Here is an 18,599-nt window from a genome sequence, read left to right as displayed (position 1 = left end):
CGCCACCGCGTCGTTCAGACGGTGAGAGCCGTCTGCGGCCCCGCGACGGGGGCGAGGTCGTGACGGATGTACCACTCCACGGAGAACAGCCGCTCCCGCTCGCCTTGCGGCAGAGCGGCGACGATCCCCGGCAGGGCTCCCCGCTCCACCTCACTGCGGTGCGCAAGGACCGCGGCGAGCTTCCGCTCCAGCCAGGCGCCGACGTCCACGGCCGACGTGACCTGGTCGTCCGGCACGGCGTACACCGCCTTGCGCGCGCCGGCCACGTCGCCGAGGGCCGCCACGGCCGAGGCCGGGAACGTGGCCAGGTAGAGGGCGTCCGGCTGCCAGGGCTCACCGGCGTCCGGATAGAGCTGTCCGAGCCCGGCGGCCTGGGCGGCGAGCACGGTGATCCGGTGGGTGTGCACGTGGTCCGGGTGCCCGGTTTCCCTGATGATTGAGCGTGTTCAGGCACCAGGGGAGGCGCAGGTTGAGTACGTGGCATGTGGTGCGGGTACCGGATCCAGAGCGGTGGGGGACGCTCCCAGTTGGTGGTGTGCTGGGGGTACAGGACCTGCCGACGGCGGTGTCCCACATCCGGTTGATGCCGGGGGACCCTGTATTCGTACGACCGGACGGCATGGTTGATTCGGGCCTGCTGGATTTTGTCCGCTCCAAGGAATTCCGGAACCTGGAACGGGAATCCAAGCGAAATTACGCGACGGATATTCGCATTCTTCTTGACTTCCTGTCTTCGCGCGGGGTGTCGTGGCAGCGGGCGACCGAGCAGGATCTCGCGGACTTCCGTGACTGGCGGTGCCGAGCTCAGGAGAACCCCCAACGGGTCGGTGGTACGAAGTGGAACCGTGAGGCGGCGGCGTTCACCAAGCTGTTCAAGTGGGGCAAGGTCTATCCTCTGCCGGTAGACGTGTCTCGGCGAGAGGACCGGGCCGCAGACTCGGTCAGTGCGCGGGTGTCGTGGCTGACGCCGCGGACATGGGGCCTGTGGTCGGACGTCGGGCTGCGCGGCCACACCCGGGCTGGGGTGGCGGCGCCGGGGTGGGATTCGCGGACGGAGATCCGCAACACCAGTTTCGTGCAGCTTCTGCTGAGTTCGGGCCTGCGTCGGCAGGAGGGTGGTTCGCTGCTGACGTTCGAGTTGCCGACCCAGCACCTGCGGCACGGCCGCTACTTGCATGGCCGGATCGCGGGCGCGGTGACGAGGGCGAAGAACACCCGCACGTTCTACGCATCCAGGGACGCTGTCGGCCAGGTCGAGGCGTATGTCCAGTCGGAGCGGGCCTGGGCCGTTCAGCGGGCCCAGGCTGCGGGCTGCTACGACCGGCTGACGACGATGCGGCTGGTCACGAGCGTGACACGCGGGATCAAGCCGAAGGTGGAATGGGTGGACGCCCACGGCGTCGTCGGCGGGCAGGAGCTGAGCCTCTTGGGCTGGCGCGAGCGACGGTCGTTGTTTCTGGAAGGGCCGGACGGGCCGGAGCCGGCTTGGTTGTGGCTGACTGAGCAGGGCCTGCCCATGGAGCCGGATCGCTGGAACGGCGTGTTCAGGAACGCGAACCTGCGCTGCGAGAATGTCCTGCTCAACGAGGAGGAACGGAAGGTCGACCGGAACTTCCGGTTGTCGAACGTCCGCGGCAAGAGCCCATACGCCACCCCACATGCCGCCAGGCATTCCATGGCGCTCTACATGCTGATCCTGCTGAACGAGCTGTTCGAGTCCCGGTACGGTCTGACGAAGGCGGACCTGCGTGACTTCGCCATGCTGTTCGGCGATCCGTGGTGGTTGGTGAAGACCCTCCTGGGGCACTCCGACGTGGAGACCACGAAGCGGCACTATCTCGCACCCGTTTCGCACCTGCAGATGGAGTCCATCCTGGCGGCCGCGGAGACCACTGCCGACGGCCAAGACGTCGAAAGCCTGGACGACGTCTTCGCGCGCCTCGCTCGGGAGACGCAGGGCATCCAGGACATTGACAGCCTCCTCGAGGTGGCTTCGTGAGCCCCCGCGGGCGTCGTGCTGCCCGGCCGCCATCTGGACACCGCGCCGAGGCCCCGCTGGCTCAAGGCACACTTGTGGTGACCGTACTGAACAAAGCTGGCCACGCGAAGGAATTCGACTTTGCGCAGTTGGCCGTAGCTGCGCCGATGCAGCAGTCCCTGGCTGTCCTTTTCGCCGCCCAGTCCGCCCGGTGGACGAGCCACGGAACAGCGGAGAGTACGTGGAAGAAACTGCATCTGTTCGCGCGGTTCCTGTCCGAGCTGGAGAGACCGCCGCCGGACTTGGATGGCTTGACCGTGGCCATGCTCAAGCGTTGGCGCACGCGGCACATCGGTTCCAGCGCGGGGCGGAACACGCTGCAGCTCGTCCGTGCCCTGCTCTGGCGGGATCCGCGACTGGCTGACGGACCGGTGGCCGAGGAGCTCGCCCGGCGCATTCCCAGCTCCAGTCCGAGTAAGCAGTCGTACGACGAGGAGGAGCGAGAACGGGTGCGGCTGGCCGCGCAGAAGCAGTTCCGGGCGGCCCTGCTACGGATTCGGGACAACTCTGAGCTGCTGCATCAGTGGCGGTCCAGCACGCTCGATGAGGGCAGCCGTGAGTGGCGGATTGGGCAGATCCTCGACGAGGTCGCCCGCACTGGTGACGTCCCTCGCAAGGTCGGCCCGCAGGGCAGAGTCTTCATGAGGAACCATCGTCTCCTGGGCGGGAGGAATCCCGAGGTCACCTGGGGGCGGTTGTTCCTCACCCGCGGCGAGCTGACGGCGCTGGCCGTCCTCCTTACGGACAGGTTCGGATGGAATCTGTCCGTCTATGACCGCATGCCCATGCCCACCACTGCGCCCGCAGTGGCAGAGACAGCAGCCAAGACCTACCAGGTCCAGATCGAGAAGCGCCGCCGGGGCGGCGGACGTTGGTACTCAACGGAGAACATCACCGACTCCGGGGCCGGCTCTCGCGGGCGGCTGATCGCCCAGGCCCTGGAAGCGACCGAGCACGGCCGTCATCTGGCCGCGCGCTTGGCCCCAGGCACTGATCTGCTGATGGTCGCCCGCACAGGCCGGATCGGTCAGGAGCACCAGGACCTGGATCGTCCTATGCCGGTCGGTCCGCTCGCCTTCGGCGTCTCGGGCACCGACGGCAGGCGGTGGGCGCGGGCACACCAACTGGGCGGATCGCCGTTCCAGCGGACGCGCAGGACGACGGTGACTCGCGAAGGCCGCCCGTTGCAGCAGGCGCAGGGGACACACGAAAGCGTCTACGTCTTGCCGGACAAGCACGTCCAACGAGCCGCCCAGAGCGTCATCGCAGACGGAGCGGCCGAGGCCCTGGAACAGGCCCAGGACGTCGTGTTCAGGGGCAGCCTGAATCCAAGGCGAGTGCCCGGGCACCAAGAAACGGCAACGGCCGACTGCGAGGACGCAACGGCCAGTCCCTGGCCGGCCGCGGACGGCGACTGCGGGGCGGACTACCTACTCTGTTTGGCCTGTCCCAACGCTCACGTTCACCCTGGCCACCACCCTCGCCTGGCCCATCTGCACCAACGCCTCCTCAGTCTGCGATCCGCACTGCCCGAGAACCTCTGGAACAGGCACTGGCAAGATCACCTGCTCCGGCTGGACGACCTGCGCAGCAAGTTGGGCCCGACGGCCTGGAGTGCCGCCCTGGGCCAGGTCGACGAGGGCGACCACCTCGTCATTAATCTCCTGCTGGAAGGGAACCTCGCTCCATGACCAGCGCCCTCGGCCTCCAGGACGACCCCTACACCTTGCCCATGCCCGCAGGCGACACACTCGTGGTGCTTCCTCAGTGGATTCGGCCCGGCAATTCGCACCACAACGCGCGTTTCCGGGACGCGCTGTGGCCGCTGGCACCGCTTATCGACAACCCAGGGGTGGACCTCACCGCGATCAACTGGGAGAAATGCCCACGAGACCTCCACGGCCAGGTGAAACTCGCCGCCTGGACCATGATTAACGGGCGACTGCGATCCACGTATCTACAGACCCGCGGTGCACGGGCCCGAGCTCGCCGCTCCGCCGGCGTGCTTCAGGTCACCTGCCGTGAATGGATGCGGCTGGCCCGCTGGCTTCACACGCATGGGATCACAGATCTCGCTGAATGCGACACCGTCGCATGGCGGCGGTACATTGCCCAGCGCTGGACGGACAGGAGCAGCCGGACAGAAGCCGAGATGGTCCTCGGGCGGCTGACCGACCTGTGGCTGTTTGACCAGCTCAGCGCACGTCCTGCCGGAATCGACCGTCCCCCGTGGGACACCGAGGGCGCCGACGACTTCCTTCCCCCAGCCGGCACCGCCAGTGCCGGGGCCGAGAACTCGACCGAGCCGCTCGATCCTCAGGTCATCGGACCCCTGCTGGTCTGGGCCATCCGCATGGTCGAAGACTTCGCCGACGACATCCTGGCCGGGTGGGCTGAACACTGTCGCCTGCGATCTCTCGCCACCACGAACCGGACAACGCTCTCTGGGCGAGTCGCACTGGAGGCTCTGGTGCTGCCCCTTCTGCACGAAGGAGCCCAGCTGCCCGCCATGGGGAGGCAGGGGACCCGCAAACTCGCTCGCGCCTACCTTGCCGGCACAACCGGATCTAGCCTCGCCCAGGTCGACCGGCTGAATGTACGGCACGGGCTCACCTCGCTCGCCGCCCAACGGCCTGGCCCCTGCCCCATGCAAGTACCGATCACCGGCCGGATCAAAGGAAGCCCCTGGCGCGAACGCCTTGATTACCACGAAGCCGCCGAATTGATGCGGCATCTCGGAACCGCCGCCTTGGTGATATGCCTATACCTGACGGGAATGCGTCCGCAGGAAGTTGCAGCCCTGCGGTCAGGCTGCTGTCCTGACCCGCAGCCCGCTTCGGATGGCACAGTCCAGCGCCACCTGATCCGCAGCCGTCACTTCAAGAACGTCACCGATGACGACGGCAACCACGTTTCCGCTGGTGAACAACGCGCTGTCCCCTGGGTTGCGATCACCCCTGTCGTCCGGGCGATCCGAATCCTCGAACGCATGGTTCCCCACGGTGAGCTGCTGTTCAGCGCCACCCATCACGACTTCGTGGGACGACGAGGCCGCCATGGAGCGTTGAAGAAACACGCCCTGAACCTTCGGATCGAGGACTTCATCGTGTGGGTGAACCGGGAGGCCCAAGTGCAAGGGCTGCCGGACCAGTCCATCCCCCAGGATCCCCACGGCGCGCTCGGCATGTCCCGGTTCAGAAGGACCCTCGCCTGGCACATCGCCCGACAGCCCGGAGGGCTGGTCGCCCTCGCGATCCAGTACGGACACCTGCGCACCATCTTGGACGCCCGGACCTCGAGCGGTTACGGCTCCCGAAGCCGCGGTGGCATCCACTCTGTCCTCGACATCGAGACGGCCCTGGCGGCCGCTGACACCGCCGCCCACCTGCGCGACCGTGTGGCTGCTGGGGACAAGGTCTCCGGCCCGGCCGCTCGCCGGGCGTTGACCGCTGCTGCGATGACGCCGCGGTTCGAGGGCCGGATCGTCCCTACGACGTTCGCGAAGAAGGCCGCCAGGTTCCTCGCTCGGGACGGCGTCGTGCTTTACGACAACCCGGACGCCTTTCTGATCTGCGCGTTCAAGCGGGACAACGCGCTCTGCGAACCTGATCCGGGAGCGACCGCGCCGAGGCAGTACGCCTGCCAGCAAGGCTGCGGCAACGCCGTCCGCACCGACGCCCACGCACAGCAGATGCGGGAAATAGCCGACGAGATCGATCTCAAGGCCAGCCTCCTCCCGGAGAAGCTCGCCAACCGGCTGCGTCGTAATGCCGACAACTTCCGCAAGATGGCCGACGCCCATGACGCCACCGCCCAGACCGCCGAGGCTCTGAAGTGAACCAGCAGAACCAGGACGAACGCACCTTCATCCGCGAGGCGATGGACCGGCTGCTGGCTGGCAAGGCCACCGCTTCCAACGGCAGCCTCACCGCCGCCGCGCTCGCCGCCGAGGCCGGCGTCCACCGCATGGCTCTCTACAAGCGGCACGCAGACCTGAAAACCGAGTTCGAAGAACGCGTCCGCACGGAGACCAAGCAGGTCCCGGAGACGGAGAAGCAGCTGCGGGCGGCCGTCGCCAAGCTCAAGAAGTCGGTCGCGAACCAGAAAGCGGAGATCGACGATCTCCGTCGGCAGGTGACCGTGCTCGCCATGGCCGGCGCCGTCCTCGTCGACGGACGAGGCACCCCGTCCGCCCCTGAACTGCCTCCCGTCGATGCCCCGGACAACGTCATCCCGTTCCGCCCGCCAACCACCTGAGCTCCTCGACTACGTAGCACGTGAGCGCAGGGCTGCCAGGTTGCCCTACGTCGTCGGGGGTGGGGCGTCAACCGAACCGACCCCTAGGTGCGTGTCAATAAGGCCAAGAACAAGAGGGAGTTCGCCGATCAGGTAGTACTCACGTCCTCGAACTGGCTGCTTCCCATGAGCTTTGAGTTCCCGTAGCAGGGTTTTCTCCAGGAGGGGTGCGTCGTTCCCAGGTAGGTTCGTGAGCAAGCGCACGAGTCGATCGAACCCGTCTGATTTGTGGAATCTCAAGCGCTGTCGTGGGTCACCGGAAGTAATGCCAAACTTTAGGTGCCCATCGGACTCATTCACGACCACGTAAAACACGTTCCATTCGTATCCTGCGCAGAACCTGCAGATTCCCTGCCCTTGCTGCACGCCAGCGGGCCTAACGGTGGTTGTGTGTCCATTCCTGCATTGCACGAGATGTGGGACCTGGCCACCCAGCCAAGATTTTTCCTTGACTCTACCTCCGAGTCCGGCTACCGTCTTCTTGAAATTCTCCCAAGCAGTCTTCGGGTCTTTACCTGCACAGCTGCGGCACATGGTATGACCTTGCTGTATATCGTTCGGCCTCGGCGAGGCTATGTGGCCTTTAGGGCACAAAACTTGGTGAGATGCATTAACCCCCTTCCATGCCTTGTAGATGGCGACCCCGCCGAGCTCCTCTATGGCGTTTCGGAAATACGCCTCGGCAGTTTTTGTGTCCAGGCCGACGCAGATTCTACATATACCCCTACCTTTCCCTGCCCCGCTTGGCCAAACTGCTACTTCATGGCCGCCCTTACAGCGAACCTTGTGTGGCGTTCCGGATCCTAGCCACTTTTCCTCTAGGACCTCTGCCCCCAAAGCGGTCATTCTACTTACGAAACTTTCCCATGCTCTTACTGAGTCATTTCCAGAGCAGGTGAAACACATTCCCTGACCGTTTTTTATGGAGCACGGCCTAGGGCTGCACGTGTGCCCTTTTGGGCACAAGCATCGGTGAGGGGTCTGCGCCCCCAGCCAAGCCTCTTCCAGAACTTGACCGCCCAAGGTGTCGACCAGTTCCTTGAATTCGCTCAGCATCTCTTTTCCGCGGGCTGCCCTATTGCAGACTTTGCAGATCCCTTCCATCTTCAGGAGGTTGATTGGTTTGATTGATGACTCATGCCCTTCTGCGCAGCGGACTGAATACGATACCTTAGTGCCTGCCCACGGATTCAGAACCTCTCCGCCATGGTCGTCGATCTTCTCTTCGAAGTCTTTTTTCATCTGACTTGAAGAGCCCCTGCAGGCCGCACACGTGATGCGTCGTGCCTGCTGCACCGAATTTGGAACTAGAAATATTTCATGCCCTTCCTTGCATTTCGCACGATGTTTTCCCTTAGATCCCAAATATTCCGATTCGATGACTTCGATGCCGCAGGTAGCAGCCTTGATTCTAAATTCCAGCCAAGAGCGCGCCCGGACTTCATTCATGTTCCCGGTGGGCATCAGCTACCCTCACCCCTCCCCTGTGGATCACTTTCTAGGCGATTATCGCCTAGAAAGTGATCCACGAGGGCCATTTCGTACTGGGCTCCAACTCATGATGTCGGGGGGCGCCTCTATGTCCTGATCCGAGACCGTCGCGCCTTGGACCTGCTTGCACCAGACCCGCCGCCGCTCCATCGACCGCACGCTCACCCGCAGCACGTCAGTGATCTCGCTGTTCTTCTGCTCGCCTTCAAGTCGCTTGACGGCCGCCGTCGTAGTCGCTCCCGCATGGCTCTGTCAGCGTCGGTCAGCCCGTCACCCTGCGCCTACCTAGCGCCCCTTGCCTACCAAACCCAAGCAGACGTAGCCAGGTGAACGTCCATGACATCACTCAGTCAAGTTCAGTAGCGAGGCCGCTGGAGCCATCACGCTGTGGCGGCCGCGCCTCGTCCCAGGGCCCTTCGAGTAGCCAAAGAATCTGAACACAAGAACTTGACAGGGAAGCCGGTGGGCCCGCCGTACGCGTCGTGGGTGACCAGGATCCGCGGGCGGAACTCCCGGATGTGCGCCACGAGGCGCCGTACGGTCTCGTCGAGCGGCGCGTCGCACCACCGGGGCGCGCCGGGGGCCGACTCGGGGACGCGCGCGTCGGCGTAGCCGAGCAGCCGCGGACCGCCCGCGCCGAGGATGCGCAGCGCCTCGGCGAGCTCGGCCGGGCGGTGCGTTCCTTCGGCCCAGGTCGCCGTCACGACGGCGGTGCGGGCGGCGGCGGCCGCGTGCCGGGCGAGCACGCCGCCGGCGGCCAGGGACTCGTCGTCCGGGTGGGCGAAGACGGCCAGCAGACTCGGTTCGGCGGACATGGGCGAGGCTCCTCTCCGAAGGGAGTGCGCAGCATAGGCGGGTTCCGGCGCCCGTGCCGGTGCGGCGGCGCGGTCGCCGCCGGAAGGCGGCTCGTAGGCTGAAGCCAGGAGTCGAGGTACGGGAGGAGGCCGACATGGCTGATACGACGGTGGCCGAGGTCGGCGAGGTCATGGCCGAGCTCGCCGAGCTGGAGGACCCGAAGATCCGCCGGGTGAACGAGAGGCACGGCGACGATCACGGGGTGAACCTCGGCAAGCTGCGCGCACTCGCCAAGCGGCTGAAGACCCAGCACGAGCTCGCCCGCGCGCTCTGGACGACCGACGACACGGCGGCGCAGCTGCTCACGACGCTGATCTGCCGCCCGAAGCTGTTCGAGCGCGCCGAGCTGGACGGCATGCTGCGCGCGGCACGCGGGCCGAAGGTGCACGACTGGCTCGTGAACTACGTCGTGAAGAAGAGCCCGCACCGCGAGGACCTGCGCTCGGCCTGGCTCGCCGATCCGGATCCGGTGGTGGCCGCCGCGGGCTGGGCGCTGACCACCGACCGCGTGGCGAAGCACCCCGAGGGCCTCGACCTCGCCGGGCTGCTCGACACCATCGAGGCGGAGCTGAAGAGCGCCCCCGACCGCCTGCAGTGGGCGATGAACCACTGCCTGGCCCAGATCGGGATCGAGCACCCCGAGCACCGTGACCGGGCGGTCGGCATCGGTGAGCGCCTGGAGGTGCTCAAGGACTACCCGACCCCTGCGGGGTGCACGTCTCCGTACGCGCCCACCTGGATCGCCGAGATGGTGCGCCGACAGGGGTCCGGCTGAGCCACCAGCCGACCGGCCTGAGCAACTCGTACAACCTTTCGACATCGGTGTGTGTCTTGTCCATGCCGCATCTGTCGTACCGAAGAGCATCAGGACTTCGGACGACCGCCGTCGGCGCACCTACCGACAGAGAAGGGTCCATGCACAACCGCCACCTCCACCGCACCGCTCCCGCCCTCGCCGTCGCTCTCGCGGCCGGCCTCTTCGTCGCCGTACCCGCCGCCCACGCCGCGCCCGCCGCCTCCCCCAGCGGCCGGAGCGACGTGAACGGCGACGGCTACGGCGACCTGGTCACCGCGTCCGAAGCGACCGTGTCGGGCGTCGAGGACGCCGGCGCGATCGTCGTCAACACCGGATCGTCCGGCGGGGTCTCGGCCGATCGCGCCCAGATCGTCACGCAGAACTCGGCCGGCGTCCCCGGCGCCGCGGAGAAGGGCGACCGGTTCGGATCGGCGCTCGCCACCGGTGACCTGAACGGCGACGGCTACACCGACGTCGTCGCCGGCACGCCGCACGAGAAGGTCGGTGACGACGTGGACGGCGGAACCGTCGCCGTCCTGTGGGGCTCCCAGTCCGGACTGTCCGGCGGCACGACGCTCGCCGACCCGGCCCCGGCCGCCCACGACCTCTTCGGCAACCGTCTGGCCGTCGGCGACTTCGACGGCGACGGCAGCCCCGACCTGGCCGTCGGCACCGGCAGCAACGACGTGTGGATCCTCGGCGGCGTCACCAAGTCGGGTGCCCACGCGCAGCGCCAGCTGAAGACCGCGATCGTCGCGGACAGCTCCGAGTACTACCGCTCCCTCGCGGCCGGTGACTTCGACGGCGACGGCAAGGACGACCTCGTGGTCTCCGGCCGCTACGACGAGGACGGCAGCTACGACGGGGCCTCACTCGTCTACCCGGGGGCGGCCGGCGCGTACACCGCCCTGCCGGACGAGGGGCACTCGGCGGCCGCCGGGGACTTCGACGGCGACGGCCGCGACGACCTGCTCCTCGGCTCCCCGGACGCCGACGCCGTCACCGCCTACGCGGGCGGCGCCGAGGGCCTGACGGTGTCGCACCGCCGCACCCTCACCCAGGACAGCACGGGCGTGCCCGGCGTCACCGAGGACGGGGACGCCTTCGGCGAGGCCGTCGCGGCCGGCGACGTGGACGGTGACGGGCGCGCCGACGCGGCCGTGGGCGTCGAGTTCGAGACCGTCGGCTCGGTCGCCAACGCCGGCGAGGTCGTCGTCCTGCGCGGCTCGGCCGACGGACTCACCGGCACCGGCGCGCAGGTCGTGCACCAGGGAAGCGCCGGAGTGCCGGGTGCGAACGAGGCGTACGACCGGTTCGGCTCCGCCGTGCGGCTGACCGACACCAACCGGGACGGCCACGCCGACCTGGCCGCCGCCGCGCCCATGGAGAACACGAGCAACGGCGCGCTGTGGAGCCTGCGCGGCTCCGCCTCCGGTGTGAGCTCCGCGCACGGCGTCAGCTTCTCGGCGGCGACGCTGGGCCTCTCGAAGGCCCCGTACACGTACTTCGGCCGGTCCATGCCGACCAGTGCGTACGGTTCCTGACGTCACTCGGCGGTGAACGAGAGGATCTCGCGGGTCACCGCCGCGGGATTCTCCTCCGCCAGCCAGTGCCCCGACTCGGGGATCTCCACCGCCCGGACGACCCTGCGCAACATCGGCGCCAGGGTCGGCCGGGTGGCGGCGAGTGAACCCGTCGCCGTCAGGAGCAGCGTGGGGGTGTCCACGGGCGTTGCGGCGGTGTTGTCGCGCTCGTCCTCGTCCAGCGTGCGGTAGAGCTCGAATCCCGCGTGCCGGGTGTCCGGGCGACCGTAGGTACGGACGTATTCGTCGGTCTCCGCCCCGCTGAAGGGCGGCCGGGTCCGCGTACCGCCGAACGCCGAGCCGCCGTACGCGACTTGAGTGGAGAACGCGGTGAGGTAGGCGCGCATGTCGCCCCGGTCGTCGACGAGCTTCTCGGGAATCGCGGGCTGGCTGTTGAAGGCCATGTGCCAGGAGAAGGTCCGGTACCGCGCGGCGGGCAGCGCGCCGCCGGGAAGCGGATAGTCCATGTGCACATAGCGGTTCACCTCGCGGGGGAACTGCGCGACGTACTGCGCCCCGACACCGGCGCCGAGGTCGTGTGCCACCAGGTCGAAGTCGTCGAGGCCGATCCGGTCGCGCAGCAGCCCGTGGACGTAACGGGCCAGCGTCTTCTTGTCGAAGCCCGAGGGGCTTCCCTTGCTGTCGCCGAGGCCGGGCAGGTCGAGGGCGTACACGGTGTGCTCCTCGGCGAGGGCGGGCATGATCTTCCGCCACTCGTACCAGGTCTGCGGCCAGCCGTGCAGCAGCACGAGCGCGGGGCCCTTGCCACCCGTGACGTAGTGCATGCGCACACCGCGCACCGTGGCGAACTTGTGCCGGAAGGTCGCGTTGAACTTCTTGTCGTGCTTGGTCGCGGCGTCGTACGAGGCCGCCGCGCCGGCGGACTTCACCGCGGTCGCGGGAGGCACCGCCACCGCGGCGGCGTCATCGAAGGCGTTCCACCCGGCCGTACCGCCCACGGCGAGGGCAAGGGCCAGGGCGCCCGCGCCGAGGGCAAGGCGGCGGCGAAGGGGGCGCTTCTTGCTTCGGGTCGGTGTTTTGCGTGTCATCGATGTCATCGGGGTCATGGCGCGATCCTCAGGGGAGCCTTGCGGAACGGCGCGGTTTTTTGCAGGGTTGCAAGAGGCAGCGTGTGCGGGCCAAGGACATGCGCGGACCAAGGGCTAGGGAGAGCGTCGGCAGTGACGGATGACCAGACGGTCCTGCGGAACGTCGGGCCGAGGCTGCGCGGTTTCCGCCGGGCCCTCGGCCTCACCCTCGCCACCCTGGCGGAGCGCACCGGACTCTCGCAGAGCACCCTCTCCCGCCTCGAACGCGGCCACATGCGCCCGACGCTGGAGCAACTCCTGCCGCTCGCACGCGCCTACGCCGTGCCGATCGACGAACTCGTCGCCGCACCGGCCACCGGCGATCCGCGCGTCCATCTGCGCCCCTTCCGCAAGGACGGCCTGACGTTCGTGCCGCTGGGCGTCAAGACGGGAGGCATGCGGGCGTACAAGGTGATCTATCCGCCGCTGTCGAAGCTCCCGCCGCCGCAGTTCCATGTGCACCCCGGCCGCGAGTGGTTCTACGTGCTGCACGGCACGGTCCAACTCGTCCTGACCGACACCCGGACCGAACTCACGGCGGGCGAGGCGGCGGAGTTCGACACCGAGACCCCGCACTGGATCGGCAACGCCCGCGACGACATCCCGGCCGAGACCATCGCCCTCTACGGTCAGCAGGGCGAACGGGTGCATGTGACCGACGTCTGACCCGAGGGCACGGCGACGCGTCGTCGCCCGGCACGTTGATCGTTAACATGTGTCAGATGGGCGTAAACAAGCAGGAATCGGGCGATCAGGTCGAGACGGCCGCGGCGCGGGTGCCCGGGGCGCGGCTCTCCGACGAGCAGGTGTCGGTGGCGCAGGTGGCCGAGGCCAAGGCGCGGGCGGCGCGGCTGCTGCTCGCGTTCCGGCACGGGAACCAGGTCGCGTACGACGCCCTCATCGCGGAGCTCGACACCGACGAGCCGACCACCGATCTGATCTCCGCGCTGTGCTGGATCGCCAATGAGGGCGTGCGCAAGGCGTACTTGCCCGAGGCCGGCGACCGGGTGCTGCGGCACATGGCGCGCCGGGCCGACTTCGGCGACCGGTCCGTGCTCACGGAGGAGGGCACGGGACCGGACGCGGCGGAGCTCCTGGAGGCCGTCGCGGCCGGGAACGTGACGGAGGTCCAGGACATCGTGCGCAGAACGCCGGACACCACCTTCCTGCTGGGGAAGTTCGTGCTGGCCTTCGCGATGCTGCTGCCGGACGTTCCCGCCCCCGTACTGCGCGAGGTCGTCGCGGAGCTGCGCGAGGCGTGAGCCGCCTCAGGCCCCGCGCGCGGCCGTCGCGCCGCTCTCGTCGGGCAGCGCGAGCTGCACCCCGAGCGGGCGGGCCAGACCCACGATCCCCTCGTCGAGCCGCTGCAGATGCCGCAGCACGCGGAAGGCCACCGAACCGGTGCGCAGCACCTCGTGGCCGCCGCTGTCCAGCATCGACGCGATGCTGGCGCCCGACTCGATGGTGCCGTCGGTCTCCTCGTCGCGCACCCGCGCCGCGATCAGATCGATGTTGTGCGTGATGCGCCGCCCGGCGAGCGCGAGCCGCGCGTCGGCCGCGACGCTCTTGCTGGAGGGCACCAACTCGGCCGTCGCCGCCAGCGAACGGGCGTGGTACGCGCAGGTCTCCAGGAGCGCGACGATGTAACGGGCCGTCTGCCGCCGGGCCCGCAGCGGGGCGATCGGATGCGTCAACGGCTTGGTGGACTTGCGCAGATCGTCCAGTGCCGTGTCCAAGTCCCGTGCCAGGTCCACGAGGTCGATCGCGGGGCCGCCGCTGAGCTGCGACACCGCCGCGGACACCACGTCGCGCAGCCGGGCGAGGACGGTGCCGAGCTCCTCGTCGGTGCGGTGCGAGGTGCGCACCGGAAGCACCACGAGCGCCGCGATGATGCCGCAGGCCGCGCCGAGCGCCGTCTCCTCGATCCGCAGCACGAGGACGTCGAGGCTGTAGGTGTTGAGCAGCGTGTAGAGCAGGCCCAGCATCGCGGTGACGAAGAACGACATCAGCGCGTAGGACAGCGGCGCGGTAAAGAACATCCCGAAGACGCAGAGCAGGACGAGGGCGAACGCGGCCCACGTGTGGTTCCCGACGGCGCCGGCCAGCGCCACCCCGGCCACCACGCCGAGCACCGTGCCGACCAGGCGGCGGTAGCCCTTCACCATGATCTCGCCGGTCGACGCGGTGTTGAGGAAGACCACCCAGCAGGTCAGGACCGCCCAGTACCACCGCTGCGTGGACAGGAACTCGCCCCCGACGATGGCCAGCGCCGAGCCGACCGAGACCTGTACGGCGGCCCTGGTGGTGGGGCGCCGCAGACCGGTGGGCTCCTCCTCCTCGGCCTCCGCCGCCTCGCCGGAGATCGAGATCTCCTCCGCCTCGAACTCCTCGCGGGACCGGGCCGCCTCCGGGCTGTCGTACTCCTCGTCCTGCGCCCCGTCGACGGCCAGGCGCAGACCGGAGATGGCGCGGGCCGCCTCACCGACCGCGCGGAAGCAGTCCTGGATCGCCGGTGACCCCTGCGGCAGCCCCTGCTCCTCGCGGTAGCCGAGCAGCCTGTTGCGTACGTACGGCAGTGCGGTGCCGTGGTCGTCGGGGACCAGGCGGACCACCAGCAGGTGCAGCGCCCGGAGGTCGCGGCGCAGCGCCGTGCCCGCGTCCTGCCCGATCTGGGCGCGCCGCGGCATGGCGAGCGGGGCGCTCGGCAGGTGCAGGGTGAGCGTCTCCACGCGCTCCGCGCTGCGTGCGTTGAGCAGCAGGACGCCCAGTCGCTCCGCGGCGATCTCGGCGTCGGCGACCCTGCGTTGCAGCAGCGCCGCCGCGGCCGCGTCCCGCGTGCCCTCCTCCAGGCGGCCCTGGATCATCAGCGCCGCCTCGTGCAGCCGGGCGGTGCTGCGCCGCAGGTCGTCCAGGACCTTCTCGGGCGCGTCGGAGGAGCCGGCGTCCGCGTCCAGGAGGTCGATCTGGTGGGCGATCAGCTGCGCGAGGCGGGCCCGGAACGCCTCGCGCAGCCGCGCCAGGGTGCGCTCCGGCGTCTCCGGCACGACGGCGAACCGTACGACCGCGCTGCACGCGAAGGCCACGGTCAGCGTGAGAAAGAGCTCGGGCAGCTTGCCCGCGGTCGCGCTCACGAAGAGCGAGACGAAGTAGACCTGGAAGCCGATGAGCCCGAGCGCGGTGCCCCGGTCGCCGAACCGGCGGGAGTAGACGGCGCCGAAGATCAGCAGGATGAAGAAGGCGTCCCCGGCCACCACCCGGTGGTTGAGCAACGCCCCCAGCGAGATCGCCGCGAGGGCCACCGGCAGACCGAGCGCCAGCGTGATCGCCTGCCCCCGCGTCTCCTTCTCCTGGATCGCGAAGGTGGCCACCATGGCCGTCATCGCGCCCGCGACGAGATGGGTCACCGAGGTGCCGAGCAGCGCGAGCACGGCGAGCGCGAGAAGGATCGCCCCGACCGTGCGCAGCCCCGCCATGAGCCGCAGCAGTCCGGGGTCGGATGCCGAGTAACGGTCCCAGATGCCCTTCGCCGTCCGTCGTACCACTGCCATCGTGATGCCGTGCTCCCCGTCGTCGCTCTCGTCGTGCCCCTGGCGTTGCCCAGCATCGCACGACGGCATTCGAAGGGATCAAGCCTGGTCGGGAGGGCTGTGGAGGGGTGGCCCCGGCCATCGAGTAGGGTTTCGCTCCCGCCACTGGAGGAGGCACCGTGTCGCCGATGGACCGTACGTCGCAGGGGAGTCGGGCATGACGGCGCGCGTGGCGGTCGGTGACACCGTCGAGGACTTCACGCTGCCGGACGAGACCGGCACGCCCCGGCGGCTCTCCGAACTCCTGGCGGACGGCCCTGTGGTGCTGTTCTTCTACCCGGCGGCCCTGACGCCCGGCTGCACGGCGGAGGCCTGCCACTTCCGTGACCTGGCCGCCGAGTTCGGCGCCGCGGGCGCGCGGCCGGTGGGGATCAGCGGCGACGAGGTGGACCGACAGCGCGAGTTCACGGAGCGGCACACCCTCGGGTTCCCGCTGCTCTCGGACCCCGAGGGTGAGGTGCGCGGCTGGTTCGGTGTGACGCGCGGCTTCTCGCTCGCGCCCACCAAGCGCGTCACCTTCGTCATCGGCCCAGGCCGCGTCGTCGCCGAAGTGGTCCGCAGCGAACTGCGCATGAGCGCGCACGCCGACCGAGCCCTGGCCGCCGTGCGGCGCCTCGGCGAGGGCTGAGCTACCGGGTCGTGGCGAGCCAGTCCTCGTAGCGGGTGGGCGCCACGCGCGCGTCCCGGCCGCCGACGAGGACGGCGCCGTCGACGGCGGCGAACATGCCCGCCTTGTCGTCGACGACGACCGTGCGGTCGTCCTTGCGCGCCGCCAGCGTGAGGCGGCCCATGTCGTCGAGGGTGAAGGTGTCGGGGCCGACGACGTCGAGCGTGCCGTTCAGCGGCGCACCCGTCGTGACGTCGGCGAGGGCGGCGACCACGTCGGCCGTCGCGATGGGCCGGACCGGCGTGGCGGGCAGCCGGACGGTGCTGTCGTCGGAGGTCCACGACATGACCGCGTCCATGAACTCGAAGAACTGCGTCGCGCGCACGATGGAGTACGGCGTGGGCCCCTGCTTCAGGAGGTCCTCCTGGAGCGTCTTCGCGCGGTAGTAGTCCAGCTGCGGCACCTGGTCGACGCCGATGATGGACAGCGCGACCTGATGGCGGACGCCCGCCCGCTCTCCCGCGGCGAGCAGCTGACCCACGGTGGTGCGGAAGAACTCCGGCGAGGCCTCGTCGAAGGTGGGCGAGTTCGACACGTTGACGACCGTCTTCGCGCCGTCGAGCGCCTGGTCGAGCCCCGCGCCGGTGAGCAGGTCCACGCCGGTCGACGGGGACGCGGGGGTCACCTCGTGGCCGGCCCCGCGGAGCCGGGTGACGAGCTGGGAACCGATCAGTCCGGTGCCGCCGATGACCGTGATCTTCATGAGGGGGACCTCCTGTGAGCCTTCAAACTCGGATATCTGATGTCCGAGATGATACTCGGATATTGTGTATCCGAGTCAATCGGGAGGGTGCATGAATTCGGGAGGGTGCATGAATCGGGAGGGCGCATGAAACTGTCCGGCGGCGTCGAGTGGGCGCTGCACTGCTGCGTGGTACTCACGGCGGCGACCGATCCGGTCCCGGCGGCCCGCCTGGCGGAGCTGCACGACGTCTCGCCCAGCTATCTGGCCAAGCAGATGCAGGCGCTCTCCCGGGCGGGGCTCGTGAAGTCGATCCAGGGCAAGACGGGCGGGTACGTCCTGACCAGGGCCGCCACCGAGATCACCGTCCTGGACGTGGTCCAGGCCGTGGACGGGGCGAGCCCGGCGTTCACCTGTACGGAGATCCGTCAGCGCGGTCCGTTCGGCACACCACCCGAGGACTGCACGAAGCAGTGCCCCATCGCCCGCACGATGGGCGCCGCCGACGCCGCCTGGCGGGCGTCCCTGCGGGGCGTCACCATCGCCGACCTCGTGGGATCGGTGCGACGGGACAGCGGCCCCGAGACGCTGCCCCGCATCGGGGCGTGGCTGGACACGGGGGGCGCCTCCGAGGGGGGCGAAAGTGAGGGGTAGCGGCGGGAGGTGGTGACGGAGGGGGCACCGCATCCCGAGTGCGTGACGCGGCATGCCGGGTGCGTGAGCCGCATGCCGGGTGCGTGAGGGCGTCAGATCTCGCTCTCGCGCAGGAAGGTGTCGAGCCGGTCGGCGAAGCCCGGCGCCGCGGCGACGAAGTGCCCGGCGCCCGGGTGCACGGCGCGCTCGCCGCCGAGCGCGGCCGCGAGGGCGTCACACATCCGCTCGTGCGCGGCCGCGTGGCCTCCCGACGCGACGAGCACCGGGACGCCGGTCCGGCGGATGCGGTCGAGCGGTGGACGCGCCTCGCCGGGCAGCCGGGCCCCCTGCGCCCGACGGACCCCGGCGATCACCCCGTCCGGGAGCGGGCCGTCGTCGACGGGGGCGCCCGCGAGGCGGAGGAACTCGCGCAGCTCGGCCGGGTCGGTGTCCATTCCGTGGGTGAGGACGGCGTCGCCGACGCGCAGAAGCCGCGCCACGTCGGGATCGTCCGGCACGAGGTAGGCGAGCGGCGGCTCGATCAGGGTGAGCGAGCGCACGCCGCCCGGTGCGTCGGCGACCGCCGCCAACGCCCCGAGGGTGCCGTAGGAATGGGCGACGACGTGCGGCCGGCCCGCGAGCAGCGGCGCCAGGTCCAGGGCGTCCACCTCGAAGTCCTGCCTCGCTCGCGGCGCGGGACTCGGCGGATAGCCGCGCCGATGCACGTACGCCAGCGTCCACCGCTCGGCCAGCGCGGACAGTCCGCCCCACGTCGTCCGCGGCCCCGCGCCGCCGTGCACGAGCAGGACCTCGGGCCCCGAGCCGGTACGCACCACCGCGATGTCGTCCATCGGGCGAGCGTAGCGGCGCGCGCCGCGACAGT

At 69.2% G+C, this 18,599-nt stretch carries 16 protein-coding genes and 1 pseudogene; 10 read left to right on the top strand and 7 right to left on the bottom strand.

Features of this window, described 5'->3' with window-relative positions; genetic code table 11:
- Positions 1-14 precede the first annotated feature (14 nt).
- Positions 15-407 carry a hypothetical protein gene (locus tag ACZ6CV_RS28835; RefSeq protein WP_469253668.1) on the bottom strand — a complete coding sequence of 131 codons (393 nt, stop codon included), beginning with the start codon at positions 405-407 and terminating at the stop codon, positions 15-17.
- 212 nt (positions 408-619) lie between these two features.
- Between ACZ6CV_RS28835 and ACZ6CV_RS28830 the strand changes: the two genes are divergently transcribed.
- The 4 genes from ACZ6CV_RS28830 to ACZ6CV_RS28815 all read left to right on the top strand — a co-directional run bounded on the left by ACZ6CV_RS28830 (position 620) and on the right by ACZ6CV_RS28815 (position 6,295).
- Positions 620-1,999: a site-specific integrase gene (locus tag ACZ6CV_RS28830; protein ID WP_469253667.1), complete on the top strand. Its 1,380-nt coding sequence runs from the start codon at positions 620-622 to the stop codon at positions 1,997-1,999.
- Positions 2,000-2,076: 77 nt separating this feature from the next.
- Complete coding sequence (locus tag ACZ6CV_RS28825) at positions 2,077-3,729, top strand: hypothetical protein (protein WP_469253665.1); 1,653 nt, start codon at positions 2,077-2,079, stop codon at positions 3,727-3,729.
- Entirely contained in the window at positions 3,726-5,876 is a 2,151-nt protein-coding gene (locus tag ACZ6CV_RS28820; protein WP_469253664.1) for an integrase, read from the top strand. The genes ACZ6CV_RS28825 and ACZ6CV_RS28820 overlap by 4 nt, the downstream gene beginning before the upstream one ends.
- Positions 5,873-6,295 (top strand): hypothetical protein, encoded by a 423-nt coding sequence (locus tag ACZ6CV_RS28815; RefSeq protein ID WP_469253662.1) that lies wholly within the window; start codon positions 5,873-5,875, stop codon positions 6,293-6,295. The genes ACZ6CV_RS28820 and ACZ6CV_RS28815 overlap by 4 nt, the downstream gene beginning before the upstream one ends.
- A 45-nt stretch (positions 6,296-6,340) precedes the next feature.
- On the opposite strand, the gene ACZ6CV_RS28810 is transcribed toward ACZ6CV_RS28815, so the two are convergent.
- Together ACZ6CV_RS28810 and ACZ6CV_RS28805 are read right to left on the bottom strand one after the other, a co-directional pair.
- Entirely contained in the window at positions 6,341-7,798 is a 1,458-nt protein-coding gene (locus ACZ6CV_RS28810) for a GIY-YIG nuclease family protein (protein ID WP_469253660.1), read from the bottom strand.
- A 479-nt stretch (positions 7,799-8,277) separates the two neighbouring features.
- Positions 8,278-8,640: pseudogene (locus ACZ6CV_RS28805) on the bottom strand (PIG-L deacetylase family protein); the annotation flags it as partial.
- A 134-nt stretch (positions 8,641-8,774) separates the two neighbouring features.
- Between ACZ6CV_RS28805 and ACZ6CV_RS28800 the strand changes: the two are divergent.
- Both ACZ6CV_RS28800 and ACZ6CV_RS28795 read left to right on the top strand, forming a co-directional pair.
- Positions 8,775-9,455, top strand: a complete 681-nt coding sequence (locus tag ACZ6CV_RS28800; protein WP_469253658.1) for a DNA alkylation repair protein — start codon at positions 8,775-8,777, stop codon at positions 9,453-9,455.
- 140 nt (positions 9,456-9,595) lie between these two features.
- Positions 9,596-11,020 carry an FG-GAP and VCBS repeat-containing protein gene (locus ACZ6CV_RS28795; RefSeq protein ID WP_469253656.1) on the top strand — a complete coding sequence of 475 codons (1,425 nt, stop codon included), beginning with the start codon at positions 9,596-9,598 and terminating at the stop codon, positions 11,018-11,020.
- Positions 11,021-11,022: 2 nt separating this feature from the next.
- Here the strand turns inward: ACZ6CV_RS28795 and ACZ6CV_RS28790 are convergent, their stop codons facing one another.
- On the bottom strand, positions 11,023-12,126 hold the full coding sequence (locus ACZ6CV_RS28790; protein WP_469253655.1) for an alpha/beta fold hydrolase: 1,104 nt from the start codon (positions 12,124-12,126) through the stop codon (positions 11,023-11,025).
- A 114-nt stretch (positions 12,127-12,240) separates the two neighbouring features.
- Here ACZ6CV_RS28790 and ACZ6CV_RS28785 point away from each other — a divergent pair, with 114 nt between their 5' ends.
- Entirely contained in the window at positions 12,241-12,813 is a 573-nt protein-coding gene (locus tag ACZ6CV_RS28785; RefSeq protein WP_469253653.1) for a helix-turn-helix domain-containing protein, read from the top strand.
- Positions 12,814-12,869: 56 nt separating this feature from the next.
- Complete coding sequence (locus tag ACZ6CV_RS28780; RefSeq protein ID WP_469253651.1) at positions 12,870-13,409, top strand: hypothetical protein; 540 nt, start codon at positions 12,870-12,872, stop codon at positions 13,407-13,409.
- Between the two features lie 6 nt (positions 13,410-13,415).
- Here ACZ6CV_RS28780 and ACZ6CV_RS28775 read toward each other — a convergent pair whose 3' ends face one another.
- Complete coding sequence (locus tag ACZ6CV_RS28775) at positions 13,416-15,695, bottom strand: FUSC family protein (RefSeq protein WP_469253649.1); 2,280 nt, start codon at positions 15,693-15,695, stop codon at positions 13,416-13,418.
- A gap of 196 nt (positions 15,696-15,891) precedes the next feature.
- Here ACZ6CV_RS28775 and ACZ6CV_RS28770 point away from each other — a divergent pair, with 196 nt between their 5' ends.
- A complete protein-coding gene (locus ACZ6CV_RS28770; protein WP_469253647.1) occupies positions 15,892-16,362 on the top strand; it encodes a peroxiredoxin in 471 nt (156 codons plus the stop codon).
- A 1-nt stretch (position 16,363) separates the two neighbouring features.
- On the opposite strand, the gene ACZ6CV_RS28765 is transcribed toward ACZ6CV_RS28770, so the two are convergent.
- The gene (locus ACZ6CV_RS28765) at positions 16,364-17,104 is read right to left on the bottom strand and encodes an SDR family oxidoreductase (RefSeq protein WP_469253645.1); all 741 of its coding nucleotides are present in this window, start codon (positions 17,102-17,104) and stop codon (positions 16,364-16,366) included.
- A 126-nt stretch (positions 17,105-17,230) separates the two neighbouring features.
- Here ACZ6CV_RS28765 and ACZ6CV_RS28760 point away from each other — a divergent pair, with 126 nt between their 5' ends.
- On the top strand, positions 17,231-17,737 hold the full coding sequence (locus ACZ6CV_RS28760) for an RrF2 family transcriptional regulator (RefSeq protein WP_469253643.1): 507 nt from the start codon (positions 17,231-17,233) through the stop codon (positions 17,735-17,737).
- A 92-nt stretch (positions 17,738-17,829) separates the two neighbouring features.
- On the opposite strand, the gene ACZ6CV_RS28755 is transcribed toward ACZ6CV_RS28760, so the two are convergent.
- Entirely contained in the window at positions 17,830-18,567 is a 738-nt protein-coding gene (locus ACZ6CV_RS28755) for an alpha/beta fold hydrolase (protein ID WP_469253641.1), read from the bottom strand.
- Positions 18,568-18,599 lie beyond the last annotated feature (32 nt).

It is taken from the genome of Streptomyces sp. NPDC041713, from assembly GCF_055591085.1.
The sequence above is the reverse complement of the archived record's forward strand: the minus strand, read 5'-3'. Positions and strand labels throughout refer to the sequence as shown.

What these genes read in the sequence shown, in the direction of transcription:
- ACZ6CV_RS28820 (WP_469253664.1), top strand. Translation starts at nt 3,726, where the DNA reads ATGACCAGCGCCCTCGGCCTCCAGGACGACCCCTACACCTTGCCCATG.
- ACZ6CV_RS28755 (WP_469253641.1), bottom strand. Translation starts at nt 18,567, where the DNA reads ATGGACGACATCGCGGTGGTGCGTACCGGCTCGGGGCCCGAGGTCCTG.
- ACZ6CV_RS28800 (WP_469253658.1), top strand. Translation starts at nt 8,775, where the DNA reads ATGGCTGATACGACGGTGGCCGAGGTCGGCGAGGTCATGGCCGAGCTC.
- ACZ6CV_RS28790 (WP_469253655.1), bottom strand. Translation starts at nt 12,126, where the DNA reads ATGACCCCGATGACATCGATGACACGCAAAACACCGACCCGAAGCAAG.
- ACZ6CV_RS28810 (WP_469253660.1), bottom strand. Translation starts at nt 7,798, where the DNA reads ATGCCCACCGGGAACATGAATGAAGTCCGGGCGCGCTCTTGGCTGGAA.
- ACZ6CV_RS28775 (WP_469253649.1), bottom strand. Translation starts at nt 15,695, where the DNA reads ATGGCAGTGGTACGACGGACGGCGAAGGGCATCTGGGACCGTTACTCG.
- ACZ6CV_RS28765 (WP_469253645.1), bottom strand. Translation starts at nt 17,104, where the DNA reads ATGAAGATCACGGTCATCGGCGGCACCGGACTGATCGGTTCCCAGCTC.
- ACZ6CV_RS28780 (WP_469253651.1), top strand. Translation starts at nt 12,870, where the DNA reads ATGGGCGTAAACAAGCAGGAATCGGGCGATCAGGTCGAGACGGCCGCG.
- ACZ6CV_RS28760 (WP_469253643.1), top strand. Translation starts at nt 17,231, where the DNA reads ATGAAACTGTCCGGCGGCGTCGAGTGGGCGCTGCACTGCTGCGTGGTA.
- ACZ6CV_RS28795 (WP_469253656.1), top strand. Translation starts at nt 9,596, where the DNA reads ATGCACAACCGCCACCTCCACCGCACCGCTCCCGCCCTCGCCGTCGCT.
- ACZ6CV_RS28770 (WP_469253647.1), top strand. Translation starts at nt 15,892, where the DNA reads ATGACGGCGCGCGTGGCGGTCGGTGACACCGTCGAGGACTTCACGCTG.
- ACZ6CV_RS28830 (WP_469253667.1), top strand. Translation starts at nt 620, where the DNA reads ATGGTTGATTCGGGCCTGCTGGATTTTGTCCGCTCCAAGGAATTCCGG.